Source organism: Lysobacter sp. Soil_N_23 (assembly GCF_057656135.1).
Genome location: NZ_JBDGKY010000001.1, coordinates 365,212 through 386,634 on the forward strand (window position 1 = coordinate 365,212; position 21,423 = coordinate 386,634).

Genomic DNA, 21,423 nt, shown 5'->3' on the forward strand with positions numbered 1-21,423 from the left:
TCGGCTAGAAGCGCCCTCATCCGCCCTCCGGGCACCTTCTCCCGCAAGCGGGAGAAGGGATATCTGGCGCCTGTATCGCTTGCGGGAGAAGGGATGTCTAGCCCCTCTCCCGCTTGCGGGAGAGGGGTTGGGGTGAGGGCAGACGGAGAGGCAACGCGAAAGGCGCCCTCATCCGCCCTTCGGGCACCTTCTCCCGCTAGCGGGAGAAGGGATCCTTTGACGCTACTGCGGCGGGGACGCCAGTTCGCGCGCGTCCAGATATCCGTCCTGGTTCCGGTCCTGGCGGGCGAAAGTCGTGGCCAGCGTCTGCCGGTGCTCCGCCAGGCTGACCGGCTTGCCACGACCGCCTGGCAGCTCTGCCGGTGTCAGCACGCCGTCGCCATCCACATCCATGCGGGTAAAGGCGTAGCTCATCCAGTCCTGGAACTCGGGCAACGCAATGCGCCCATCGCCGTCGCTGTCCATGCGCGAGAGGTAATCGCCGGTGGCCTGCACCTGTGCAGACGCCAACGCAGGAGTCAGGGCGAGTGCAAGCAGCAGCGCAAACGAAACGCCCGCGCCTTTCGACACGGGCGTGTCATTGCGCAACACCGGGGGCATCACGCGCGAGGGGCTCAGGCGTGCGCCGGTGCCAGCGCGTAGCCCTTCAGGCGCGCAGAGAATGCCTGCAGTGCCTGGTTGCCACTGGCCTCGGCCTCGGTGCACCACGCGTGCAGCTTGGCCAGCGTGGCCTGGGCATCGTGCGAGCGCTCGTCGAGCACTTGCGCCAGGCGCTGACGGAAATCCGCCAGCGTGGCCATGCTCGGGCGCTCGGCGAGCCACGCCTGCAGCTTGGCGCGCTTGTCGTCGTCGAGCCAGCGGCCGTCATCGGCCAGGCCCTGGCGCAGACTGCGCGGCAGCTTGAACTTGGCCTCGCGCAGCGCCGGCAGGGTGACGTTGCGGTAGTAGTCGGTCATCGCCTGGAAGCGGATCGCCAGCAGTGCCTTCAACGTCTCGCCGTCGGGCATGGCGATGTTGGGGCGCACGTCCAGGGTCGGGGCGACGCGCAGGACCTTGGCCAAGCCGACCTTCTCCAGCAGCTTGATCGCGCTCCAGCCGATGTCGAACTCGAACTTGCGCAGCGCGAACTTGGCCGAGCTCGGGAAAGCATGGTGGTTGTTGTGCAGCTCTTCGCCGCCGATCCAGAAGCCCCACGGGGTGAGGTTGGTGGCGGTGTCGGTGGTCTCGAAGTTGCGATAGCCCCACCAGTGGCCCAGGCCATTGACCACGCCTGCCGCCCAGAACGGGATCCACAGCATCTGGATCGCCCACACGGCGACGCCGGCGAAACCGAACAGGGCGAAGCTGGTGAACAACAACACCACCGGCCCCATCGTCGCGTGGCGGGTGTAGAGGTTGCGTTCGATCCAGTCGTCCGGGCAGCCCTTGCCGTACTTCTCGATGTCATCGCGCTGCGCGCGCGCTTCGCGGTACAGCTCCACGCCGCGCCACATCACCGTGTCGATGCCCTTGAACTGCGGGCTGTGCGGGTCTTCCTCGGTCTCGCACTTGGCGTGGTGCTTGCGATGGATGGCCGCCCACTCGCGCGTGATCATCGAGGTGGTCAGCCACGTCCAGAAGCGGAAGAAATGCGCCAGCACCGGATGGAAGTCGACGGAGCGATGCGCCATCGAGCGGTGCAGATAGAGCGTGACCGAGAAGATCGTCAGCTGGGTGACGACCAGGAGATAGACGAGCAACTCGACCCAACTGGCCTGGAGGATGCCGCCGGCAAGGAAATCGAGCAGGGATGAAACGAACATTGAAATAACTCCGGAAACGCACAGTCAGACCGGCAAACACGGCTCGATCCTGAGGCAATGATGCCAGTCCCGGACCACCCTGCGCGCCGGTATGGGCGGAAGATGTGATGGGGTCGTTCACATCGGCCCGCAAGGCCGGCCCGCGCATTCAACGACGAACGGTCGAAATCCGCTTGCGCAGCCGTGCCAGCGTCGGTTCGGCGTAGGCGCGAAGGGCACGGCGGTGCTCTTTGCTGAACGGGGACCCCTTGCCGCAGTGGTCCAGCAGCAGGGTCAGGTCCTGCGCCTCGCCGAGGCGTTCGGTCGTGCGCTTGTCGAAGACCTCGGGCCCGCTCGCCGGAACGCTCACGCCCACCGCTTCCAGCGCGCGCCGTTGCTGCGACGCGCGACGCGCTCGGCGGCGCCACCGATGCCAGTCGTTGTCTTGTCCCTTCTGCAGGGCGATGCCGCGCGCCTTCTTGCTGCGGTCGTCGCTGTCGGCCAGGGCCATCCGCGCCGCCGATGGCGTCAGACGCTCCCAGTCCAGCGCGGGCACGGCCGCCGCCAGCACCTCGATCAACCCGCGACGTTGACCCAGGGCCGGGTCCATCGACAGCTCCACTTCGGTGATGGCCAAACGGGCGACGACGGCATCGGCCTGCGCCTGATCGAGCAGCTGCCGGGTGTCGCCCTTGCGCGAGCGCTTTCGCATCCGCTCCAGCGTCTCCACCAGCGCATGCGCGTCGCGCAGTCCGGACAAGCCGGTGTTGAGGTGCTTGATCTCGCGATCGAGCAAAACGACTCCCGGGCCGAGGATGCCGTCACCCAGTGCCAGGGTCGCGCGCACGCGGCGCAGGCCCTTGCGGGCACGGTGGACGCCTTCGTGGATGTCGTCGCCGGGCTGGCCCAGTGCCTCCAGGGCGGCGTCCAGTTCGGCCAGCGCGTAGTCACGCAGGGCCGGTCCCGGCGATGGCATCGGCAATACGGCGGCGGCGACGACCTGGAGGTCGACGGCAATGCTGGACGGATCCACGCTCGTGCCCATTGCGACCTTGGCCATCGCGGTCTTGCCCATTGAATGCACGGACCCCACCCATCGGATGTCCGGATAGTACGCTGGTCACATGCCCGAGTTGCCCGAAGTAGAAACCACCCGTCGCGGCCTGGCACCGCACGTCGAAGGCCGTCGCGTGGTCACCGCCACCCTGCGCCGGCCCGACCTGCGCTGGCCGATCCCTGACGAGATCCGCCAGCTCCTGCCCGGCCAGCGCATCGACCAGGTCCGGCGCCGCGCCAAGTACCTGCTGCTCGACACGGTCGCCGGCAGCGCGCTGCTGCACCTGGGCATGTCCGGCAGCCTGCGGGTGCTGCCGGCCGACACCCCGGTGCGCGCCCACGACCACGTCGACCTGGCCCTGGACTCGGGCCAGGTGCTGCGCTTCAACGACCCGCGCCGCTTCGGCAGCCTGCTCTGGCAGGGCCCGGATGAAGTCCACGAACTGTTGGCCGGCCTGGGCCCGGAACCGCTGTCGGACGGCTTCGACGGCGATTACCTGTTCGCACTCAGCCGTGGCCGCAGCGCGCCGGTGAAGACCTTCCTGATGGACCAGAAGGTGGTGGTCGGGGTCGGCAACATCTATGTCGCCGAGGCGCTGTTCGCCGCCGGCGTGTCGCCGCTGCGGGCGGCCGGCAAGGTATCGCGCGAGCGCTACCGGCAACTGGCCGAACAGATCCGCCGCATCCTCGGCCATGCCATCGACCGGGGTGGCACGACCCTGCGCGACTTCATCAGTCCGGACGGTGCGCCGGGGTATTTCGAGCAGGAACTGTCGGCTTATGGGCGCGGTGGTGAGCCCTGCCCGCGATGCGGGCGACCGTTGAAACAGGCGGCGATCGGGCAGCGGGCGACGGTTTGGTGCGGAACTTGCCAGAGATGAGCAAGAGCGCCCTCATCCGCCCTTCGGGCACCTTCTCCCGCAAGCGGGAGAAGGAACAGCAGACGCCCCTCTTCTGGTGACAGCATTAGCCCCTCTCCCGCTTGCGGGGTGAGAGGACACCGCTTGCGAGCCATTGGCTCGCGTGTCCTCGAACGCCCGGGCGCTGTGCGCCCGGGCCGGGGCGCGGGTTGGGGTGAGGGCCGCCGCCTGCACAGGGAAAAACAGCGAAACGCGTTATAGTCCGGCCACTGCGGAGGGGGCTCCCTATGGCCGAAACTGCCGATATCACATTGCTGCTGGATGCTGCACGTGAAGGCGACCGTGGCGCGCTCGACCGCGTCCTGGCCACCCTCTACCAGGAACTGCACACCATGGCGCGGCGCCAGCTCGCCGGCCAGCACGGGCAGACGCTCGATGCCACCGCGCTCGTGCACGAGGCCTACCTCAAGCTGATCGGCCGGCGTGAAGCGCAGTTCGACGACCGCGCGCATTTCTTCGCCTATGCCGCCTCCGCCATGCGTTCGGTGGTGGTCGACTACGCTCGCCAGCGCCTGGCGCAGAAGCGTGGCGGCGACCTGCACCGTGTCACCGAACTGCCCGACGATGTCGAAGGCGGCCTGCGCCTGGACGAGGACACACTCGGCCTGGACACCGCACTGACCAAGCTGGCCGCGGTCGATCCGCGCCTGGCCCAGGTGGTGGAATTGAGGTATTTCGCGGGCCTGTCGGAGCTGGAGATCGCCGCGCTGCTGGAGCGCTCGGAGCGCAGCATCCGCCGCGACTGGCAGAAGGCGCGGCTGTTCCTGCTGGCGTCGCTGAAAGACTCCTGAGGCCCGCCCAGGGGCAGCCCCGTGGACACCGAGCGCTGGCAACGGATATCCCCGCTGCTCGACGCGCTGTTCGAGCTCGACGACCAGGCGCGCGAACAGCGCCTGCAACGCCTGCGCGAGGAAGACCCGGCGCTGGCCGACGAACTGCAGACGCTGATCACCCTCGATGAGCATCACGAGGATTTCCTTTCCGAACCGCTGATCGCCCCGCTCGCCGGCCTGCGCGCCGGTGCCGAGGTCGGCCCGTACAAGCTCGAGCGGCTGCTGGGCGAAGGCGGCATGGGCCAGGTGTGGCTGGCCGCGCGCGCCGACGGCCTCTACCAGCGCCGCGTCGCGCTCAAGCTGCTGCGCCCGGGCCTGGCCGACAGCAACCTGCGCGTGCGCTTCTCGCGCGAGCGGCAGATCCTGGCGCGCCTGGCACATCCGCACATCGCGCGCCTGCTCGATGCCGGCGTCACCAGCGACGGCCTGCCCTACCTGGCGCTGGAGTTCGTCGAAGGCGAACCGATCACCGACTACTGCCGCAACCACCAGCTGCCGATCGAGCAGCGGCTGCGGATGTTCCACCAGATCTGCGATGCGGTCAGCCACGCCCACGCCAACCTGATCGTCCACCGCGACCTCAAGCCGTCCAACATCCTGGTCACGCCCAGCGGCGACGTGCGCCTGCTCGACTTCGGCATCGCCAAGCTGCTCGACTCCGATGCACCGATGGTCGAGCAGACGCGCACCGGCGTGCGCGCCTTCACCCTGCACTACGCCGCGCCGGAACAGGTGCGCGGCGAGCCGGTCACGACCATGACCGACGTGTACGCACTGGGCGTGGTGCTGTTCGAGCTGCTCACCGACACCAAGCCCTACCGCCTCAAGCGACAGACCGATGCCGAGTGGGAGGAAGCGATCCTCGCCGCCGACCCGCAGCGCCCCTCGCAGATGCTGCTGCACCGGAGCGAGGACAGCGGCGCCGACGTGCACGGGCTGCGCCGGCAGGCCCGCATGCTCGCCGGCGACCTCGACAACATCGTCCTCAAGACCCTGTCCAAGCGCCCCGAACAGCGCTATCCCTCAGTCGAAGCGCTGGCCCTGGACCTGACCCGCTACGAGGCCGGTCGCCCGGTGCAGGCACGGCCGCAAAGCGTCGGCTACCGGTTCGGCAAATACCTGCGCCGCCATCGCTGGTCGCTGGCCTCCGGCAGCTTGATCGCCGTCGTGCTCAGCGCGGCGCTGGCCATCGTCGCCTGGCAGGGCCGGCAGGCGGTGGCCGAAGCCGGTCGCGCGCAGGCGATGCAGGACTTCATGGTCGGCGTGTTCGAAACCGCACGCGGTACGCCGGAAGGCCAGGCGCTGGATCTGCGCGGCCTGCTCGACGGCTCGCTTGCGCGCGGCAATCGCGAGCTGGCGCGACAGCCGCGCGCGCGCGCCGAACTGCTGGGCGTGATCGCGCGCCTGCGCATCGGTCTGGGCGACTATCGCGAGGCGCTGGTGCTGTTGAACCGCCAAGCCGGCGTGATCGCCAGCACCAGCGACATCCCGGTGAGCCTGCAGATCGAATCGCTGACCCAGCGCGGCCAGGCGTTGCGCCTGCTCGGTGAACCGCGGCAATGCATCGACCTGATGCTGCCGGCACTGAATACGGCGCGGCGCGAACAGGCGCAGCTGCCGCCGCAGATCAGCGAATACTATTCGCAGTTCGGACGCTGCCGCCGCGACAACGGCGAGCTGCAGGGCGCGCGCCTGTTGTTCGAACGCTCACTGACACTGCGCCGCGACGACCGCGACGAAGTCGGCACGGTCGAGAACCTGATCGACCTGGCCAACCTGCAGGCCGACGCCGGCCAGACCGGTGCCGCATTGCAGGGCTACGGCAAGGCACGCACGCAGCTGCGGCAGAAGGTCGGCGAGCGCCATGCCCTGCTGGCCGAGATCGGCAGCCGCGTGGCGTCGCTGCGGCAGGGACTGGGCCAGGTCGATGCCGCTGAACGCGAGGCCAGCGAGGCCTTCGCCATCGCCCTGGAGGTCTATGGCGCCCAGCATCCGGTGACGCTGTCGTTGCGCCGGCAGATGGCGATGCTGCACATCGACCAAGGTAACTACCGCCAGGCCGAGACCGAACTGCGTGCGGCCATCGCCGCGCTGCAGCGGCGGCTGGCGCCGGCCGGTGTCGATGCGGCCGAGATCCGTCGCGGCATGATCGAACTGGGCGGACTGCAACGGCGCCTGGGCCAGGTCGCGTGGGAGCGTGGCGAAATCTCGACCGCGCTGACCGCGTTGCAGCGCGCGGTGGTGATCGCGCGCCGGCAGAACGACAATGCCCATCTGGGCGACGCGCTGTACGACCAGGCCCGCGTGCTGCATGCGGTGGGCCGCGATCGCGCCGCGCTCAAGGCCGTGCAGGAGGCGCGCGAGTTGCGCCTGGCGCAGATGGGCCCGCGCCATCCGCTGCTCGGCGACACCGATCGCCTGCTCGGCCAGATCGAGATTTCCCTGGGACAACGCGAACAGGGCATGGCCCACCTGGCGCAAGCGGTCACGCTGACCCGCAGCGGCTATGGCGCCACCCACCCGAACACGCGCGAAGCGGAACTGGCGCTGGCACGGCAACAGGCGCTCGAAGGCGACGACAGCGCATTGCTCCGGCTCGATGCGCTCGCGGGCATGCCGCACAGCGACCGCGACCTTCGCCGCACGGCCTGGCGCGCGCAGGCGTATGCGGCGCAGTTGCGCTGCCATGGACCGGATCGGGAGCCGGCGCTGGCGCGGCTGGATACCTTGCAGGAGCAGTTGAAAACGGCGCAGCCCGACGGCGGGGCGATCCCGCGGGAGGTCGGGGCGATCGTGCGCGGCTGCGGCTAGTGCATCGTAGGAGCGAGCTTGCTCGCGATCAGGCGTGGTCGTAGCGGCGACGTGGTCGCGAGCAAGCTCGCTCCTACCAAGCCGGTCAGAGAGGCAGCGACTGCTGCGCCGGCTCGATCGTGCCTTCACCGCGCATGATCTTCTTGTACTCCGCGCGCGACACCGAGATGTAGCGGTCGTTGCCGCCGATCTCGACCTGCGGCCCTTCGTGCACCGCACGGCCTTGCGCATCCACGCGCACCACCATCGTCGCCTTCTTGCCGCTGTGGCAGATGGTCTTGATCTCGGTCAGCTCGTCGGCCCAGGCCAGCAGGTACTGGCTGCCTTCGAACAGTTCACCGCGGAAGTCGGTGCGCAGCCCGTAGCACAGCACCGGGATGCGCAGCGCATCGACCACTTCGCTCAGCTGCCAGACCTGCGCCCGGTTCAGGAACTGCGCTTCGTCGACCAGCACGCAGTGCAGCGGGCCGTGGGCGAGGATGTCGGCGCGGACGATGGCTTCCAGGTCGTCGTCGCGCTCGAAGGCGATGCCATCGGCGCGCAGGCCGATGCGTGACGCCACCGTGCCGCTGCCGGCGCGGTCGTCCAGGCGCGGGGTGAGGATCGCCACGCGCATGCCGCGCTCGCGGTAGTTGTGCGCCGACTGCAGCAGCGTCGTGGTCTTGCCGGCGTTCATCGCCGAATAATAGAAATAGAGCTTGGCCATGGGGGCAGTTTAAGGGGTGCTGGCAACTGCATCATCGGCATTCGCGCGAAGGCGGGAGTCCATTTCATCGTCGTCACCCCCTGGACCGTCATCCCCGCGAAGGCGGGGATCCAGGGACGTTGGCTTTGCGCCGTCTGCTGGTGGATCAAGATGGGTCCCGGCTTTCGCCGGGATGACGGTGACAGGGCGGGAAGGGTGCGGGCCTGGATCCCGGCGTTCGCCGGGATGACGGGGTGGTTTGGGATGAGGGGGAGGTTAGCGGCGCGTGGCGCGCTCGGTTGCCGCACTCGCCCAGCGCTGGGCCACGGCCGGGGCGGTGATGCACACCGCTTCGTCGGTCACGGTGGTCACCGCGCGCTCGAGCAACTGGATGTCGGCCTCGTGCTGGCGCGCCACGTGTGGATCCTCGAAGAAGATCGCGCGCTGGCAGCGCCGCTCCAGCACCAGGTCGGCGATCTGCGCATCGCCGCCCATCGGGCCGCTCTGGTAGCGATGCACCCACGACCGCCCCTGCGGCCAGCCGCGGCTCCAGGCCAACTCGTTCAGGCGCTGTCCGGTGGTGCCGGTGGCGACACGGCGGGCGAAGCGCGAGAGCAGATCGAAGTTCTCGGCGGCGAAGGCCATCATCTGCGGCTTCATCGCATCGTGGGCGATCAGCGCCAGTGTCTGCCCCTCGAAATCGTGGAGGCGGTCAGCGGCGGGGTCGGGAAGGAGGCCGGCGCGGATGCGCTCCAGTTCGACCCAGTCGCGGGCCGAGGCGACGGTGGTGATGTAGGGCTTGCCGTGGATCACGCACTGGCGCTTGAGCGCGGCCGCTTCGGGAAACACCGACGAGGGATCGACCGGGTCGATCAGGTAGATCGCGCCATCGAGCGTGCGCTCGTCGAGATCGACGCCGACCACCTCCGCCACCAGCTTCATCAGGCCGCCCTCGCGCCCGTACGGGTAGCGGCGCAGGCCCGGGTACCCGGTCAGCATGCCGGCGGCGACGATGGCGTCGTACGTCCGCCCGACCACGTGCAGGCTGATCTGCAGTTCGCGGATGCCGGACTCGCAGGCGCGCAGCCAGCGGAACAGCGCCGCGTCTTCGCTGAGGTGATGCAGGCGGTTGGCCGCCAGGCCCAGGCGCATGGAGGGTCCCCTGAAATATGGAAGCCGCGTGCCGGCGCTCAGGCGTGCCCGATCGCCGGCAGGGTGGCCACTACATTAGGGGTTTTGCGTACAGGCGTCGCGATCAATCCTTGTCTTGGCTGACCGGGCCGATCTCGACGTTGCCGTAGCTCCAGATCGCGTCTTCCACCGCCCAGTACTTCTTGGTGTCCCAGCGCCAGGAGGCAAACATCGGCGTCAGGTCGACCGAATCGCGACCGATGCCTTTCACGTAATCGTAGACACTCCGCGGGGCTTCGGCGCTGAGCGAGCCGACGTGACCGGTGCGGCTTCCGGTGATCTGGCGTTTGCCGTGGGTGAGGGCGCGTTGCAGGCGCGGCTTGGCCACTTCGTCGCCGTACTGGGCGTAGATGTCCTGCCCTACCAGCAGCGCGCGGTCACGCTCGGCCTGGCTCAACTGCTCCCACATCTTCTCGCGCAGGATCACGAAACTGGGGTACATGCGCTCGGCGGCCAGGTCGGCCCAGGCGTACGCCAACGCGGGATCGCGGTCGACGCCCACGCCATGCCAGTACAGCAGGCTGATGCGGTGCTGCGAGTACTTGTCGCCAAAGCTGGCGGCGCGGCGGAAGTCGGCCATGGCGCCCGCCCAGTCGCCCTGGGCGGCGGCAGCGCTGCCGTACAGCCGCCACAACTCGTTGGGATGGGTGTTGGACATGCGCGTGCGCTCGCCGTACTCCCGCCCGGTCATCGCGTCGGTCGTGGCCACGACCGCCTGGGTGCCTTCCACCTGCTGCGGCGCCGCGGGACCTGTCGCCAGAGCCGCGCCCATTGCCATTGCGATCAGCAATTCCATGACTGCCTCCTCCATGTTGTGGAGCGCCGGGATCAGGACCTGTCCGGTTCTGGCGGCTTTCTCGCTGCCTGGAGCGCGCCGCCTTGAACGCGCCGCCTTGAAGCTGCCCGTGACCGGGATCGCGCCTGACGGGGGCGAAGGGCCTCGAGCCGAAGAGCACCGCCTCGCAAGGGGACGGTTACGGCACAATACGCCGCCGCAACCGCGGCAGCAAACAGCCTTCAATGCACGGTCTAAATCCTCCCCAACGCGCTGCCGTCCTGCACACCGACGGCCCCTTGCTGGTGCTCGCCGGAGCAGGCAGCGGCAAGACCCGCGTCATCGTCGAGAAGATCGCGCACCTGATCGCTTCCGGGCGGATGCCGGCCAAGCGCATCGCCGCGATCACCTTCACCAACAAGTCGGCGAAGGAAATGAAGGAGCGCGTCGCCAAGCGCATCAAGGGCGACGCCGCCGAAGGCCTGACCGTGTGCACGTTCCATGCGCTGGGGCTGCGTTTTTTGCAGATCGACCACGCCAAGGTCGGCCTGCGTCGCGGCTTCTCGGTGTTCGACAGCGACGACAGCGCCGCGCAGATCAAGGACCTGCTGCCGCCGGGCAGCAAGAACGACGTCATCGACAACGCGCGAAATCTCATTTCGCGCGCCAAGAATGCCGGCCTCTCGCCCGATGAGGCCCTGGCTGCGTCGCAGAGCCCGCGCGAGATGGAAGCGGCGCTGCTGTACCAGCGTTACCAGGCGCGCCTGTCGACGTTCAATGCGGTCGACTTCGACGACCTGATCCGCCTGCCGGTGCAGATCCTGGAAGGCGACGAGGACGTGCGCCTGGCGTGGCGCGAGCGCATCGGCTACCTGCTCGTCGACGAGTGCCAGGACACCAACGACGCCCAGTACCGCTTGCTCAAGGCGCTGGCCGGCGACAAGGGCCTGTTCACCTGCGTGGGCGACGACGACCAGTCGATCTACGCCTGGCGCGGCGCCAACCCGGACAACCTGCTCAACCTGGGCAAGGATTACCCGGCGTTGCAGATCATCAAGCTCGAGCAGAACTACCGCTGCTCCAACCGCGTGCTGCGCACCGCCAACGCGCTGATCGCGCACAACCCGCACGAGCACCCCAAGACGCTGTGGAGCGACCAGGCCGACGGCGAGCGCATCCGTGTCTGGGAGTGCCGCGACAACGCGCACGAAGCCGAGAAGGTCGCCGCCGAGATCCACTTCCTCGCCGCCGCCAGGCAGGCGCCGTGGAGCGACTTCTGCATCCTGTTCCGCGGCAACCACCAGAGCCGTGCGCTGGAGAAGGCGTTGCAGTTGCTGCGCGTGCCCTACCACCTCTCGGGTGGCACCGCCTTCCTCGAGCGCGGCGAAGTCAAGGACGCGCTAGCGTGGTTGAGGTTAATCGCCAATCCCGATGACGACGCGGCGTTCCTGCGTGCGGTGCAATCGCCGAAGCGTGAAGTCGGCGCGACCACGCTGTCAAAGCTGGCCGAGATGGCGCAGCACGCCGGCATGCCGATGTCGCGCGCGGCCGAGCAGATCGGCATGCTCAAGCAACTGGCGCCGCGTGCCGGCAACGCACTCGATGGCTTCGTCAACATCATCCGCCACCTGCGCGGCGAGGCGTTCAAGATCCCGCCGTCCGAGCTGGTGCGCGTGCTGGCCGAGAAGAGCGGCCTGCTCGCCGCGATCCGCGCCCAGTGCAAGGACGATGCCACCTTCCAGCGCCGCAAGGAGAACCTGGAAGAACTGGCCGACTGGTTCGACGGCGGCAAGAATTCCGGCCCTGGCGAACTGGCCGCGCAGCTGGCGCTGCTGTCGCATGCCGACAAGGGCGACGCCGGCAACCAGGTGCGGTTGATGTCGCTGCACGGCGCCAAGGGTCTGGAGTTCCGCTACGTCTTCATCGTCGGCATGGAAGACGGCACGCTGCCGCACGAGATGGCGCTGGAGGAAGGCAGCCTGGAAGAAGAGCGACGCCTGCTCTACGTCGGCATCACCCGCGCCAAGGAGCAACTGTGGCTGTCGCACTCGCGCGAGACTCAGCGCTGGGGCGACAAGATCCGCCTGCAGCCGAGCCGCTTCTTCGAGGAACTCCCCGTCGCCGAGATCCAGCGCGACGGTGCCGACCCGGTGGCCGATGCGGCGCGCAAGCAGGAGCGTGCCGTGGCCGGGTTCGCCGCGATCCGCGCACTTCTGGGCGAATAGCACACAAACGGTAGGAGCGAGCTTGCTCGCGATCCCACGTATCCGCCGCCGGCTTGTCGCAAGAAAGCTCGGCTTGTCGCGAGCAAGCTCGCTCCTACGGGGAGACAGGAATGCAGCTCACCCGGATCCACCACGTCGCCATCATCTGCGCCGACTACGCGCGCTCGAAGCACTTCTACACCCAGGTGCTCGGCCTGCGCGTGCTGGCCGAGGTGCATCGCCAGGCGCGGGACTCGTGGAAGCTCGATCTGGCCCTGCCTGATGGCGGACAGCTGGAACTGTTCTCCTTCCCTTCGCCGCCGCCACGTCCGTCGTACCCCGAGGCCCGGGGCCTGCGTCACCTCGCCTTCGCGGTGGCCGATGTCACCGCGGCGGCCGAGGAACTGCAGGCACAGGGCATCGCCGTGGAGCCCATTCGCATCGACGAGTACACCGGCCGGCGGTTCACCTTCTTCGCCGATCCGGACGACCTCCCGATCGAGCTGTACGAGGCCGGTTGAATGCGAACCGCGCATAATCCAGCGCACACCTCACCTGGCCGGCAACGATGCGCATCACCGACACCAGCTACGGCTCCAACGAACATGGCCTGATCTGGGGATATCGCTTCGCGCCGGGGCAAGCGGCCCAGTCGATCAGCACCGACGCGGTCGCGGCGTTCCTTGCACAGGAAGGCGACGATCCGGACGATGCGTTCGTCTGGCTGCACTTCTCGCTGTCGAACACCGGTTCGGAGCGCTACCTGCACCGCCACCTCGACCTGCCCGACGCCTTCTACGACTCGCTGCGCAGCGAGGTTGGTTCGACCCGGCTGGAACAGGATGCCGGCTTCCTGGTCGCGGTGATCCACGACGTCCTGTTCGAATCCGCATTCGATGCGTCAGAGGTCGGCACGACCAGCATCTGCATCGGCCCGCGTGTGCTGGTCAGCGCCCGGTTGCGGCCGTTGCGCTCGGTCGACCAGCTGCGCTCGGCGGTACGTGCCGGACAGACCTTCCGCTCGCCGGTCGAACTGCTGGCCCATCTGCTGCGCGACCAGGCCAGCGTACTCGGCGACATCCTGCGCAAGTCGACCACGCGCGTGGATCGCATCGAGGACCGCCTGCTCGCCAACCGGATCTCGACCGATCGCACCGAACTGGGCACGTTGCGGCGCTCGCTGGTGCGCCTGCAGCGCCTGCTTGCGCCGGAACCCACCGCGCTGTTCCGCCTGCTCAACCGCCCGCCAGAGTGGTTCAGCGACGAAGACCTGCAGGACCTGCAACAGGCCGCCGAGGAGTTCTCCACCGCGATCGGTGACTCGGCCGCCCTGGTGGAGCGGGTGAAGCTGATCCAGGAAGAGCTGGCCGCACTGGTCAACGAGCAGACCGGCCGCACCCTGTTCGTGCTGACCGTGGTTACCGTGCTGGCGCTGCCGGTCAACATGATTGCCGGCCTGTTTGGCATGAACGTGGGCGGCATTCCCTTGCAGAGCACCGACGGCTTTGCCGTGATCGTCGTGACCCTGGTGATCCTGACCGTGCTGCTGGCGTGGCTGGCCTTCGGCAGGTCGCGCGACTAGCGGCGCGTCCCTTCCCGGCGTGGTCCTTGTCGACGCGGCCCTTGTCGATGGTTTCCTCCGCGCCGGTTGCTGCGGCACCATGGAACGCCCTGCCCTGCGAAGCTCTCCATGGACCTCGTCCTGCGTCCGGCCCAGGCCGGCGACCACCCTGCGATCCTGGCGCTGAACCTCGCATCGGAGGAGATGCTCAGCCCGCTCGATGCGGCACGGCTGCTGCGGCTCGATGCGCAATCGGCCTATCACCGCGTGTTGTGCGAAGGCGACCGCGTCGTCGCCTTCCTCCTCGCGTTCCGCGAAGGTGCGCAGTACGACAGCCCCAACTACCTGTGGTTCGCCGCTCGCTACCCGCGCTTTCTCTATGTCGATCGCGTCGTGGTCGCGCAATCGCACCAGGGCCAAGGACTGGGCGCCAGGCTTTATCGCGACCTGTTCGACTTCGCCCGCAGCAGCGGGATCGACGCGGTGACGTGCGAGTTCTACACGGTGCCGTCCAACGAAGCGTCGCGCCGTTTCCATGCCGGATTCGGTTTCGCCGAAGTGGGACAGCAGTGGGTCGCCGACGGTCGCAAGCAGGTCTCGCTGCAGGTCGCCACGCCCTGACGGCGGTGTCATCGCGCCTGCGCCTGGCTCGGCTACACTCGCCGCCCGACCAGACACCAGCGACCGCAATGAAACAGTGCGCCTTCACCCTGTCCGCTCTCGCCTGCGCACTCGCACTGGCTGCCTGCCAGCGCGCACCCGCGCCTGCACCCAAGGCCGAGCCATCCGCTGTCGCCGCGGCCGGCGCCGCAGCGACGACGAAGCCTGCAGCGGTCACGGCCGACGACAATCTCAATGCGGTGCTGTGGATGCAGGCCTCGGCCGAGTACCGCGCGGCCACCACCACCGTCTACCGCGCCGCGGCCGACAAGCTCGGCGTTGCACTGACCGAGAAGCACTGGGACGCGCTGGTGCCCGCCGAGCGCGGCAACGCCGCCGCGGGCCTGAAACCCGCGGTGATCATGGACGTCGATGAAACCGTGCTCGACAACTCGCCGTACCAGGCGCGCCTGGTGCGCGATGGCAAGGCGTACGACGAAGTCAGCTGGGATGCCTGGGTCGCCGAGAAGAAGGCCAAGCCGGTGCCCGGCGTGGTCGAGTTCGCCAAGGCCGCCGCCGCCAAGGGCGTGACCATCCTCTATCTGTCCAACCGCGCGGTGCACCTGAAGGACGCGACCATCGCCAACCTCAAGGCGGTCGGCATGCCGGTCAAGGACGACAGCGTATTCCTCGGCCTGGGCACGTTGCTCGACGGCTGCGAGCAGAACGGCAGCGAGAAGAACTGCCGCCGCCAGCTGGCCGGCCAGCAGTACCGCGTGCTGATGCAGTTCGGCGACCAGCTCGGCGACTTCGTCCAGGTCGTGGCCAACACGCGCGAAGGCCGCGATCAACTGCTCGACGAGTACGGCGACTGGTTCGGAGAACGCTGGTGGATGCTGCCCAACCCGAGCTACGGCTCGTGGGAGCCGGCGACGTTCAACAACGATTGGTCGCAGCCGCTGGAAGCGCGCCGCGCCGCCAAGCGGGCGGCGTTGGACGTGGCGCCGTAAAGCGGTCCGCGGGGATCGCTGGCGCAGCGCAGCATCGAGCCGCAACGTAAAATCAACGTGTTACGTCGAGTTTCTTCAAGTATTGCATTAACTCGGGAGGGCGGTTAGTCTGCCCTCCGTCCGGCGCGAGCCGGAGCCATGCCACAACTCGACGTCCTCCGGTGCAAGCCGGATTTGAAGGAGGCCCGTGGCCTCCTTTTTCTTTTGCGCCGCGTGGACTGGAACGCCCGGGCGCTTTAGAACTCGACGGTCGCCGTGATCACGTCGCTGTAGGTGCCGGCGGTGAAGGTTGGCGTGATCGGCACGCGACCGAAGACGGTGAGGGTCTGCCCCGTGCCCTGCCCCGCGCCGGTGCCGGTGCCGATCACGGTGCTGGAACCGCTCGCGCCGCTGCCCCAGATGACGTCTCTCGCGGCGGTCGTGTAGAGGTTGTAGTCGACCGTTTGTGGTCCGACGCCGTTGAGGTACATCCGCCTCGCGGCGACGTTGCCCGAGCGGCCGCCGTCGAGCTTGACCGTGTAGGCCGTGCCGTTGGTGCAGGTGACCGTCAGGTTGGCCTGCGCATCACGGGCCACTGCCAGCGAAGTGTAGCTGCCAAACGGCATGTCCTGGGCAGCAATCAGGCAGCTGCCCTGGAGCGTGGCACGCGAAGTGAACGTGTAGTTCGGCGTCGCCGGCGCGACATTGGTCGCGCAGTTGGCATTGTTGTCCGCCGAGTACCCCCACACGGCACTGATTGCCTCGGTGTAGCTGCCCGGCGTCGGCGCGGGGGCGGTGGGCTGCACGGTCGACACCCGCCCGTAGAGGGTGATCTGCTTGCTGATCCACGCATCTTTCGAAGTGATCGTGATCGTGGCCTGAGCGTTGTAAGTGTAGTTGGCCGGCTGGGAATAGGTTCCGTCGGTATAGATGTCGTAGTAGAACGACGCCACCGGGGCGGCACGCTTCATCGAGCGGGGCGTGCCGCCGTTGTTGGTGCCGGCGCACACCAGCACAGTGTCGCCGACGTCGCCATTGTTTCTTCCCAGACAACTGGCGGTGACCGTCACGGTCGACGTCGATGCTCCGACCGGCAGCGTCAGCGTGCCGAAGTTCAGATCGGTGGCATTGTCGATGCGGCAGGTGATCGCCGCCGAAGCCGTACCGGGCAGCAGCAGCGAAACCAGCAAGCCCAACAGGGCCAGGGCAATGGGGTAGCGACGCATCATGGTGTGTCCTCGCTGCGGCATTTCACCGCCAGCTTGCTCTGTGCCGAACTACTGGGCAGCGCCGGGGCCATCGCGGAACAGGTGACGCCCGCGCGGGTCCAGGTGAGGCTTTCGCCGGGAGTGTATCGATCGAGCCAGAGGGTTCCGTCGAATCCGACGATGGCCGGACTTCCGTCCTGACGCACGACTCGGGTACCGGCCTCGACCTGCTTGCCCTCACGGTCGAGCAGCTCGAGGTTGGCGCTGTGCACCTGCCTGATCGGGAACGGCACATGCACGCCGCTGCGATCAGGCGGTGTCACCAGGCGCTCCACCGAAAGCACTTCCAGGTCGGGCGCCAGTCCGTCGGGGTCGATCGCGATGCGGTTGCGCTGCCATCCACGCAGTTCGGGCAGCAGCAGGAAGCCGTTGGCATTGGTGCGACCGGCGATGCGGTTTTCGTAAAGGATCGGCACTCCGGCGACGCCGTTGGTGGAGACGACCGCGAACGAGTCGGTGACGGCGCGGCTGGTGAACAACTGGCCACCCATCAGCACCACGCTGCCATTGCCCTGACCGTAGACGCTTTGCTGTCCGCTGAAACTGTCCACGCCGCCCCAGACGTCACCGGCGCGGCCGCGCCAGCCGACGCCAAGCACACCATCGCCGCCGTCGCGTGCCTGCACTTCCCAACCCAGACCGCCGCCATAGGGCAGCGGACGCCGCAGTGCCGCCGCGACGTCGGTGCTGTCGTTCTGCCGGTCGACCGACAGCGAGGCGTCGATGTCGCGACCCAGCGGAACGTTGATCGACAGTGAAACACCGTGCCCCGAACGATCATCCTCGAAGGCGCTGACGGTCCAGGCGAAGCTTCGGTAACTCTGGTTGAAGCCGATGCCCTTGGTGCGGCTGGTCGGGTTGTCGTGATCCTGGTAGCGGATCCACGAAAGCGAGATCGAGCCGCGCGGAATCGACAGCCAGGCCGATGCACGGTCCTGGCGCAGCAGCGGCAAGCCGCCCTCTTCCAGCGAGCCCAGATCGCGGTATTGCTCGGTCGCGCGCTGGCTGTAGACGTCGAAGCCGACCCGCTGGCCGAACCACTGGTAGCCACCGCCGTACTGGTGGCCGCTGTGCCAGTTGGAGCTGTGCGCGTAGTTGCCAGTGAACACGCCATAGCGACCCAGCGGCGACCAGGCAAAGCCGATGCCGCCCAGACTCAGCCGCTCGCCGTACTCGGCGTGGAACTCGCCGGTGAAATTGTCGGTGATGCCGCGCCGCATGCTGGCGCTGGCGACCGGGTGCTGCCCGTAATCGTCCGACTCCAGGCTGTAGTTCCGTCGCAGCAGGCCTGCTTCGAGCGAGAAGTCGCTCAGGCCACGGGCCAGGCGCTGGTAGTCGACATACAGCGGGACGCTGGTCTGGGTGCTGCGCCCCAGCGCATCGGTCACCACGACCACCGCCTGTCCGGCGCCGGCCAGGCGTGGAAAGTCGCTGAGTACGAATGGACCCGGATCGACCTGGCCGCTGTACTGGCGGACGTTGTTGACGTACAGGTCCACCGCCGACGGCACCGCTGCGCTAGCGCTGAACTGCGGCAGCGGGTAGATGATCAGGTCGGGGCGGACGCTGAAATTGCGGCGCCACTGCAGGCCGCCCATGCGCACCGGCCGGCTCCAGGCCAGGCCACCGGAGATCAGGTCGCCGGCGGTCCAGGTCGTCATGCGCTGCGGGTCGGAAATCGTCCAGCGCGTGTCCAGACGCAGGTAGCCATCGTCCTGGTCGCCGCTGCGGCTGACGCCGTAGCTCTGCAGGCTGCCAAACCGGCCGAACCAGCGCAGGCCAGTGCCCAGCGACGCGGTGTCGCTATCCTCGGAGTGACGGCCATACGCGTCCCAGTCCAGGACCAGGCCCTGGTCGCGATTGACCGAAATGGGTGCCGGCGCCTGGTAGCCGAGGCGGTTGGCACGGCGCATATGCGCGACAGGAAGGAGCGTGACCTGCTGCATCGAGGCGTCATAGATCGCGCTGAGGCCTTCGATCGCATCGAGCGAAACGCGGCCGTTCGGGTCTGCAGTCACGTTGTCTGGCATGACCAGGCCGATCGCATCGAGATCGGCCGGATCGACCGATAGCCGACCTTCGAACATTTCGAATCGCACCAGCGGCCGCACGATCTGTCCGTCCATGACGATGTCGAGGAAGAGTGCCTGCGGCGCGGCAATCAGCGCGCGCTGGGAGGCCGCTGTCGGAGCCTCTTCATCCAGGCCCGCCGGCAATCCCGCCGCCGCCCAGGTGGACGGTGCGCAGATCGCGAACAATGCGATCGCCAGCGCTTGCGCGAGGCGATGGTTTCTAACGCCCGGACGACAGTTCAATGCTTGCCGGCTGACCGTTCAGCCGGACCTCGAGCGTCTTCCATCCTTGAGCGGACCCGAGCTTGTCGCCTTCAAGCGTGAAGCGCCTGGAACTGCCCGCCAATACATAGCCCATGAGGCCAGGGGTCAGTTCCAGGCTGCGTCCATCGGCCGACAGCAGGCGGCTAGCGCCCAACTGGGCAGCGACACCGCCCGAGTTGGAGCACGCCAGCGCTGCGGCTTCAAGACTGCACTTGAGAGCAACCGGTGCCGGATCGGCAACGCGGACGAACACTGGAATCAGGTAACGCATCCGGACGTTCACCGCGCTCTGGGTCGAGGCGGCGGGATCGCCGGGCAACTCATCGACAACGACCCGGTAAGCCAGTTCCTGCCGGGGCGCTGCATCTGAGTTGCGGACAAGACGGATCAGCTGGTCTGCGCCACCGGCGATTTCCACCACCGGCGGGCTGACTGTCAGATCGTTGCTGGGCTCCAGGACATCCTGGTCACCGTCCTGGGTCCACGCGTATACGCGGATCTGCGCCGCCACCGGGCTGTCGCCGCCGTTACCCAGCAGCAACCGGCCACCGCGAACACCGGGCGGAATGTCGACACTGGTCTGTCGGGCCTGCAACTGGCCGCGGGCATGCGCGACCCCACCCATCAGGGCGAGGGCCACGAACGCCGCAAGTGGAAGGCGCAGGTTCATCAGAACGAGACGGTAGCCGTGACGGTGTCGGAGTAGACGCCAACTGGCTTCGGGTTCTGTGCGCCAAACACGCGACCGTAGACATCGAACGTGGTGGCGCCCGACGCGCTGCCGGCCAGGGTGACGTTGCCGCTGGTGCCGTCGCCGATGACGTTGGTACGGCCGGTTTCAGCGTACAGCGAGTAGTCGATAGTCGCCGAGGAAGGACCGGTCATCTTGCGGCTGTCAAAGGTGGCACCCGAGCCGCCGCCGGCGCTCAGCGAGACGGTGTACGGACCGGCCGAGACACAGGTCACGCTCAGCGTGGTCGCGGCGTCGATGTCGGTCGCCAGGGTCGTCTGCGTGTTGAAGTTCAGCGGGTTGGTGGCAACGATGCAGCTGTTGTTGAGCGTCAGGGTGACGTTCATGGAGGCGCTGTGGGTGCCGGCCATTGCCATCGGGGCGGTGGCGAGCAGTGCAACAGTGAGCAGCGACGACTTGAGCAGGTTCATTCCATTCTCCGATGGCGCATTCCGCGCTTCGATGTTTCCGGCGGAAATGCCGGGGTTAGTGCCTAGAAAGCAGAAAGTGTGCCAACCGTCCCAAAACCGGTTTCAGAGCGTTTGGCGCGTGTTAAGACCGCCCGATTCGACAAATCTGAACGAGATTCAGATCACACTTTTGAACCTGCTGCGTCAAAAGTGACAATCGACGTCACCTTGTATCCTCATAATTTATGAACAGGCGTTTTCCCCGCTGAAACTTCGATTCGGGACGTTGTCGCTTGCCCCCGACCCGGCCGCCGGCCAAGATTCGGACCCAGCGACAGGGGAGCCGCACCGCATGCCATTGATCCGACGCGCCACTGCCGCGCTGCTCCTGGTTGCCGCGGTGGCGGTGGCCGGTTGCGAGCGCGCGCCCGCGCCGGCAGTGGCGCCCACGCCGACCGAGCCGGCCCAGGCCGTCGAGCAGCTGATCGAGGACCTGCGCCGCAACGACTTCGTCGCCTATGCCCGCCACTCCGTCCCGCCGGCGCTGCACGCCAGGCTCGACCACGCCTGGAACGAGGGCCGTACGCGCTGGCCGCTGAGCGAGCTGCCGCTGGACGATCGCCTGCCCGCCTTCATCACCGCCCTGGCCGCGCCCGGCGCGGAGAAGCAACTGCTGGCCGCCTACAACCGCCAGTTCTCCGGCGCCGGCGCCGAGTTGCGTTCGGCCGCCTCGACCCTGGGCCTGTTCGCCACCCAGTACCTGCGCAAGGAAGGCGACTACAGCGCCGACGAGCGCGCCCACTACGCACAGCTGGTCGCGGCGTTGAGCCGCTGGGGCCAGAAGGCGCCACTGGGCGACCCTCAGCTCGCGCGGCGGACAATCCCGCAGCTGGTCGCGGCGGCGCGCCAGACCGGACTGGCTGGCGGCCCGGACACCTTCCGCCAGCTCGGCATGCAACGCAGCCTGGAGCGGTTCGGACCGTTCTTCGGCCGCTTCAAGCAGGTGCTGGGAACCTATGGGCTGGATGTCGATACCGACCTGGCCAGCGCCAGGGCCACGTTGATCGAAGAGGACGGCGAGCGCGCCAAGGTGCGGCTGAACTACACACTGGCCGGGCACAAGATCGAGGCGCAGCTGGCCGTCGAGCGCCATGAGGGCCATTGGTATCTCAGCGACGCCCTGCGCCACGCCGAGACGCAAGCCGCGGCGCCCGCGCCGGTACCAACGGCCACGACACCGACCCGCTGAACGCGGTTCCGACCGCGAAAGGCA

At 67.8% G+C, this 21,423-nt stretch carries 19 protein-coding genes; 9 read left to right on the forward strand and 10 right to left on the reverse strand.

Annotation, left to right across the window (positions count from 1 at the left end; translation table 11 throughout):
* Positions 1-222: 222 nt before the first annotated feature.
* From AC3A3X_RS01575 to AC3A3X_RS01585, 3 genes are all read right to left on the reverse strand, one after another.
* The gene (locus tag AC3A3X_RS01575; RefSeq protein WP_487581291.1) at positions 223-600 is read right to left on the reverse strand and encodes an EF-hand domain-containing protein; all 378 of its coding nucleotides are present in this window, start codon (positions 598-600) and stop codon (positions 223-225) included.
* A 14-nt stretch (positions 601-614) separates the two neighbouring features.
* A complete protein-coding gene (locus AC3A3X_RS01580; protein WP_487581292.1) occupies positions 615-1,802 on the reverse strand; it encodes a DesA family fatty acid desaturase in 1,188 nt (395 codons plus the stop codon).
* Between the two features lie 148 nt (positions 1,803-1,950).
* Entirely contained in the window at positions 1,951-2,841 is an 891-nt protein-coding gene (locus AC3A3X_RS01585) for a CHAD domain-containing protein (RefSeq protein ID WP_487581293.1), read from the reverse strand.
* Positions 2,842-2,905: 64 nt separating this feature from the next.
* Between AC3A3X_RS01585 and mutM the strand changes: the two genes are divergently transcribed.
* From mutM to AC3A3X_RS01600, 3 genes are all read left to right on the forward strand, one after another.
* On the forward strand, positions 2,906-3,718 hold the full coding sequence (gene mutM, locus AC3A3X_RS01590) for a bifunctional DNA-formamidopyrimidine glycosylase/DNA-(apurinic or apyrimidinic site) lyase (RefSeq protein ID WP_487581294.1): 813 nt from the start codon (positions 2,906-2,908) through the stop codon (positions 3,716-3,718).
* A 266-nt stretch (positions 3,719-3,984) separates the two neighbouring features.
* Positions 3,985-4,548, forward strand: a complete 564-nt coding sequence (locus AC3A3X_RS01595; RefSeq protein ID WP_158731879.1) for an ECF-type sigma factor — start codon at positions 3,985-3,987, stop codon at positions 4,546-4,548.
* 21 nt (positions 4,549-4,569) lie between these two features.
* Complete coding sequence (locus tag AC3A3X_RS01600; protein WP_487581295.1) at positions 4,570-7,401, forward strand: serine/threonine-protein kinase; 2,832 nt, start codon at positions 4,570-4,572, stop codon at positions 7,399-7,401.
* A gap of 85 nt (positions 7,402-7,486) precedes the next feature.
* On the opposite strand, the gene AC3A3X_RS01605 is transcribed toward AC3A3X_RS01600, so the two are convergent.
* The 3 genes from AC3A3X_RS01605 to AC3A3X_RS01615 all read right to left on the reverse strand — a co-directional run bounded on the left by AC3A3X_RS01605 (position 7,487) and on the right by AC3A3X_RS01615 (position 10,073).
* A complete protein-coding gene (locus tag AC3A3X_RS01605) occupies positions 7,487-8,107 on the reverse strand; it encodes a thymidine kinase (protein WP_487581296.1) in 621 nt (206 codons plus the stop codon).
* Positions 8,108-8,362: 255 nt separating this feature from the next.
* A complete protein-coding gene (locus tag AC3A3X_RS01610) occupies positions 8,363-9,238 on the reverse strand; it encodes a methylglyoxal synthase (protein WP_487581297.1) in 876 nt (291 codons plus the stop codon).
* A 103-nt stretch (positions 9,239-9,341) separates the two neighbouring features.
* Positions 9,342-10,073, reverse strand: a complete 732-nt coding sequence (locus tag AC3A3X_RS01615) for an SEL1-like repeat protein (protein ID WP_487581298.1) — start codon at positions 10,071-10,073, stop codon at positions 9,342-9,344.
* Between the two features lie 224 nt (positions 10,074-10,297).
* On the opposite strand from AC3A3X_RS01615, the gene AC3A3X_RS01620 reads away from it, so the two are divergent.
* The 5 genes from AC3A3X_RS01620 to AC3A3X_RS01640 all read left to right on the forward strand — a co-directional run bounded on the left by AC3A3X_RS01620 (position 10,298) and on the right by AC3A3X_RS01640 (position 15,427).
* Complete coding sequence (locus tag AC3A3X_RS01620) at positions 10,298-12,277, forward strand: UvrD-helicase domain-containing protein (RefSeq protein WP_487581299.1); 1,980 nt, start codon at positions 10,298-10,300, stop codon at positions 12,275-12,277.
* Positions 12,278-12,387: 110 nt separating this feature from the next.
* The gene (gene gloA2, locus AC3A3X_RS01625; RefSeq protein ID WP_487581300.1) at positions 12,388-12,777 is read left to right on the forward strand and encodes an SMU1112c/YaeR family gloxylase I-like metalloprotein; all 390 of its coding nucleotides are present in this window, start codon (positions 12,388-12,390) and stop codon (positions 12,775-12,777) included.
* A 47-nt stretch (positions 12,778-12,824) separates the two neighbouring features.
* Positions 12,825-13,838 carry a transporter gene (locus AC3A3X_RS01630; RefSeq protein WP_487581301.1) on the forward strand — a complete coding sequence of 338 codons (1,014 nt, stop codon included), beginning with the start codon at positions 12,825-12,827 and terminating at the stop codon, positions 13,836-13,838.
* A gap of 108 nt (positions 13,839-13,946) precedes the next feature.
* Positions 13,947-14,438, forward strand: coding sequence for a GNAT family N-acetyltransferase (locus AC3A3X_RS01635; protein WP_487581302.1), 492 nt, complete (start codon positions 13,947-13,949; stop codon positions 14,436-14,438).
* Positions 14,439-14,506: 68 nt separating this feature from the next.
* Complete coding sequence (locus tag AC3A3X_RS01640; protein WP_487581303.1) at positions 14,507-15,427, forward strand: 5'-nucleotidase, lipoprotein e(P4) family; 921 nt, start codon at positions 14,507-14,509, stop codon at positions 15,425-15,427.
* A gap of 236 nt (positions 15,428-15,663) precedes the next feature.
* Here the strand turns inward: AC3A3X_RS01640 and AC3A3X_RS01645 are convergent, their stop codons facing one another.
* From AC3A3X_RS01645 to AC3A3X_RS01660, 4 genes are read right to left on the reverse strand one after another with little or no spacing between them, the layout of a single operon-like run.
* Positions 15,664-16,632, reverse strand: coding sequence for a Csu type fimbrial protein (locus AC3A3X_RS01645; protein ID WP_487581304.1), 969 nt, complete (start codon positions 16,630-16,632; stop codon positions 15,664-15,666).
* Entirely contained in the window at positions 16,632-18,932 is a 2,301-nt protein-coding gene (locus tag AC3A3X_RS01650) for a fimbria/pilus outer membrane usher protein (protein ID WP_487581305.1), read from the reverse strand. Before AC3A3X_RS01650 ends, AC3A3X_RS01645 begins: the two co-directional genes overlap by 1 nt.
* 34 nt (positions 18,933-18,966) lie before the next feature.
* Positions 18,967-19,680, reverse strand: coding sequence for a fimbrial biogenesis chaperone (locus AC3A3X_RS01655; RefSeq protein ID WP_487581306.1), 714 nt, complete (start codon positions 19,678-19,680; stop codon positions 18,967-18,969).
* Entirely contained in the window at positions 19,680-20,171 is a 492-nt protein-coding gene (locus AC3A3X_RS01660; protein ID WP_487581307.1) for a Csu type fimbrial protein, read from the reverse strand. The genes AC3A3X_RS01655 and AC3A3X_RS01660 overlap by 1 nt, the downstream gene beginning before the upstream one ends.
* Positions 20,172-20,502: 331 nt before the next feature.
* Between AC3A3X_RS01660 and AC3A3X_RS01665 the strand changes: the two genes are divergently transcribed.
* Positions 20,503-21,399, forward strand: a complete 897-nt coding sequence (locus AC3A3X_RS01665) for a hypothetical protein (RefSeq protein WP_487581308.1) — start codon at positions 20,503-20,505, stop codon at positions 21,397-21,399.
* The last annotated feature ends 24 nt before the right edge of the window (positions 21,400-21,423 follow it).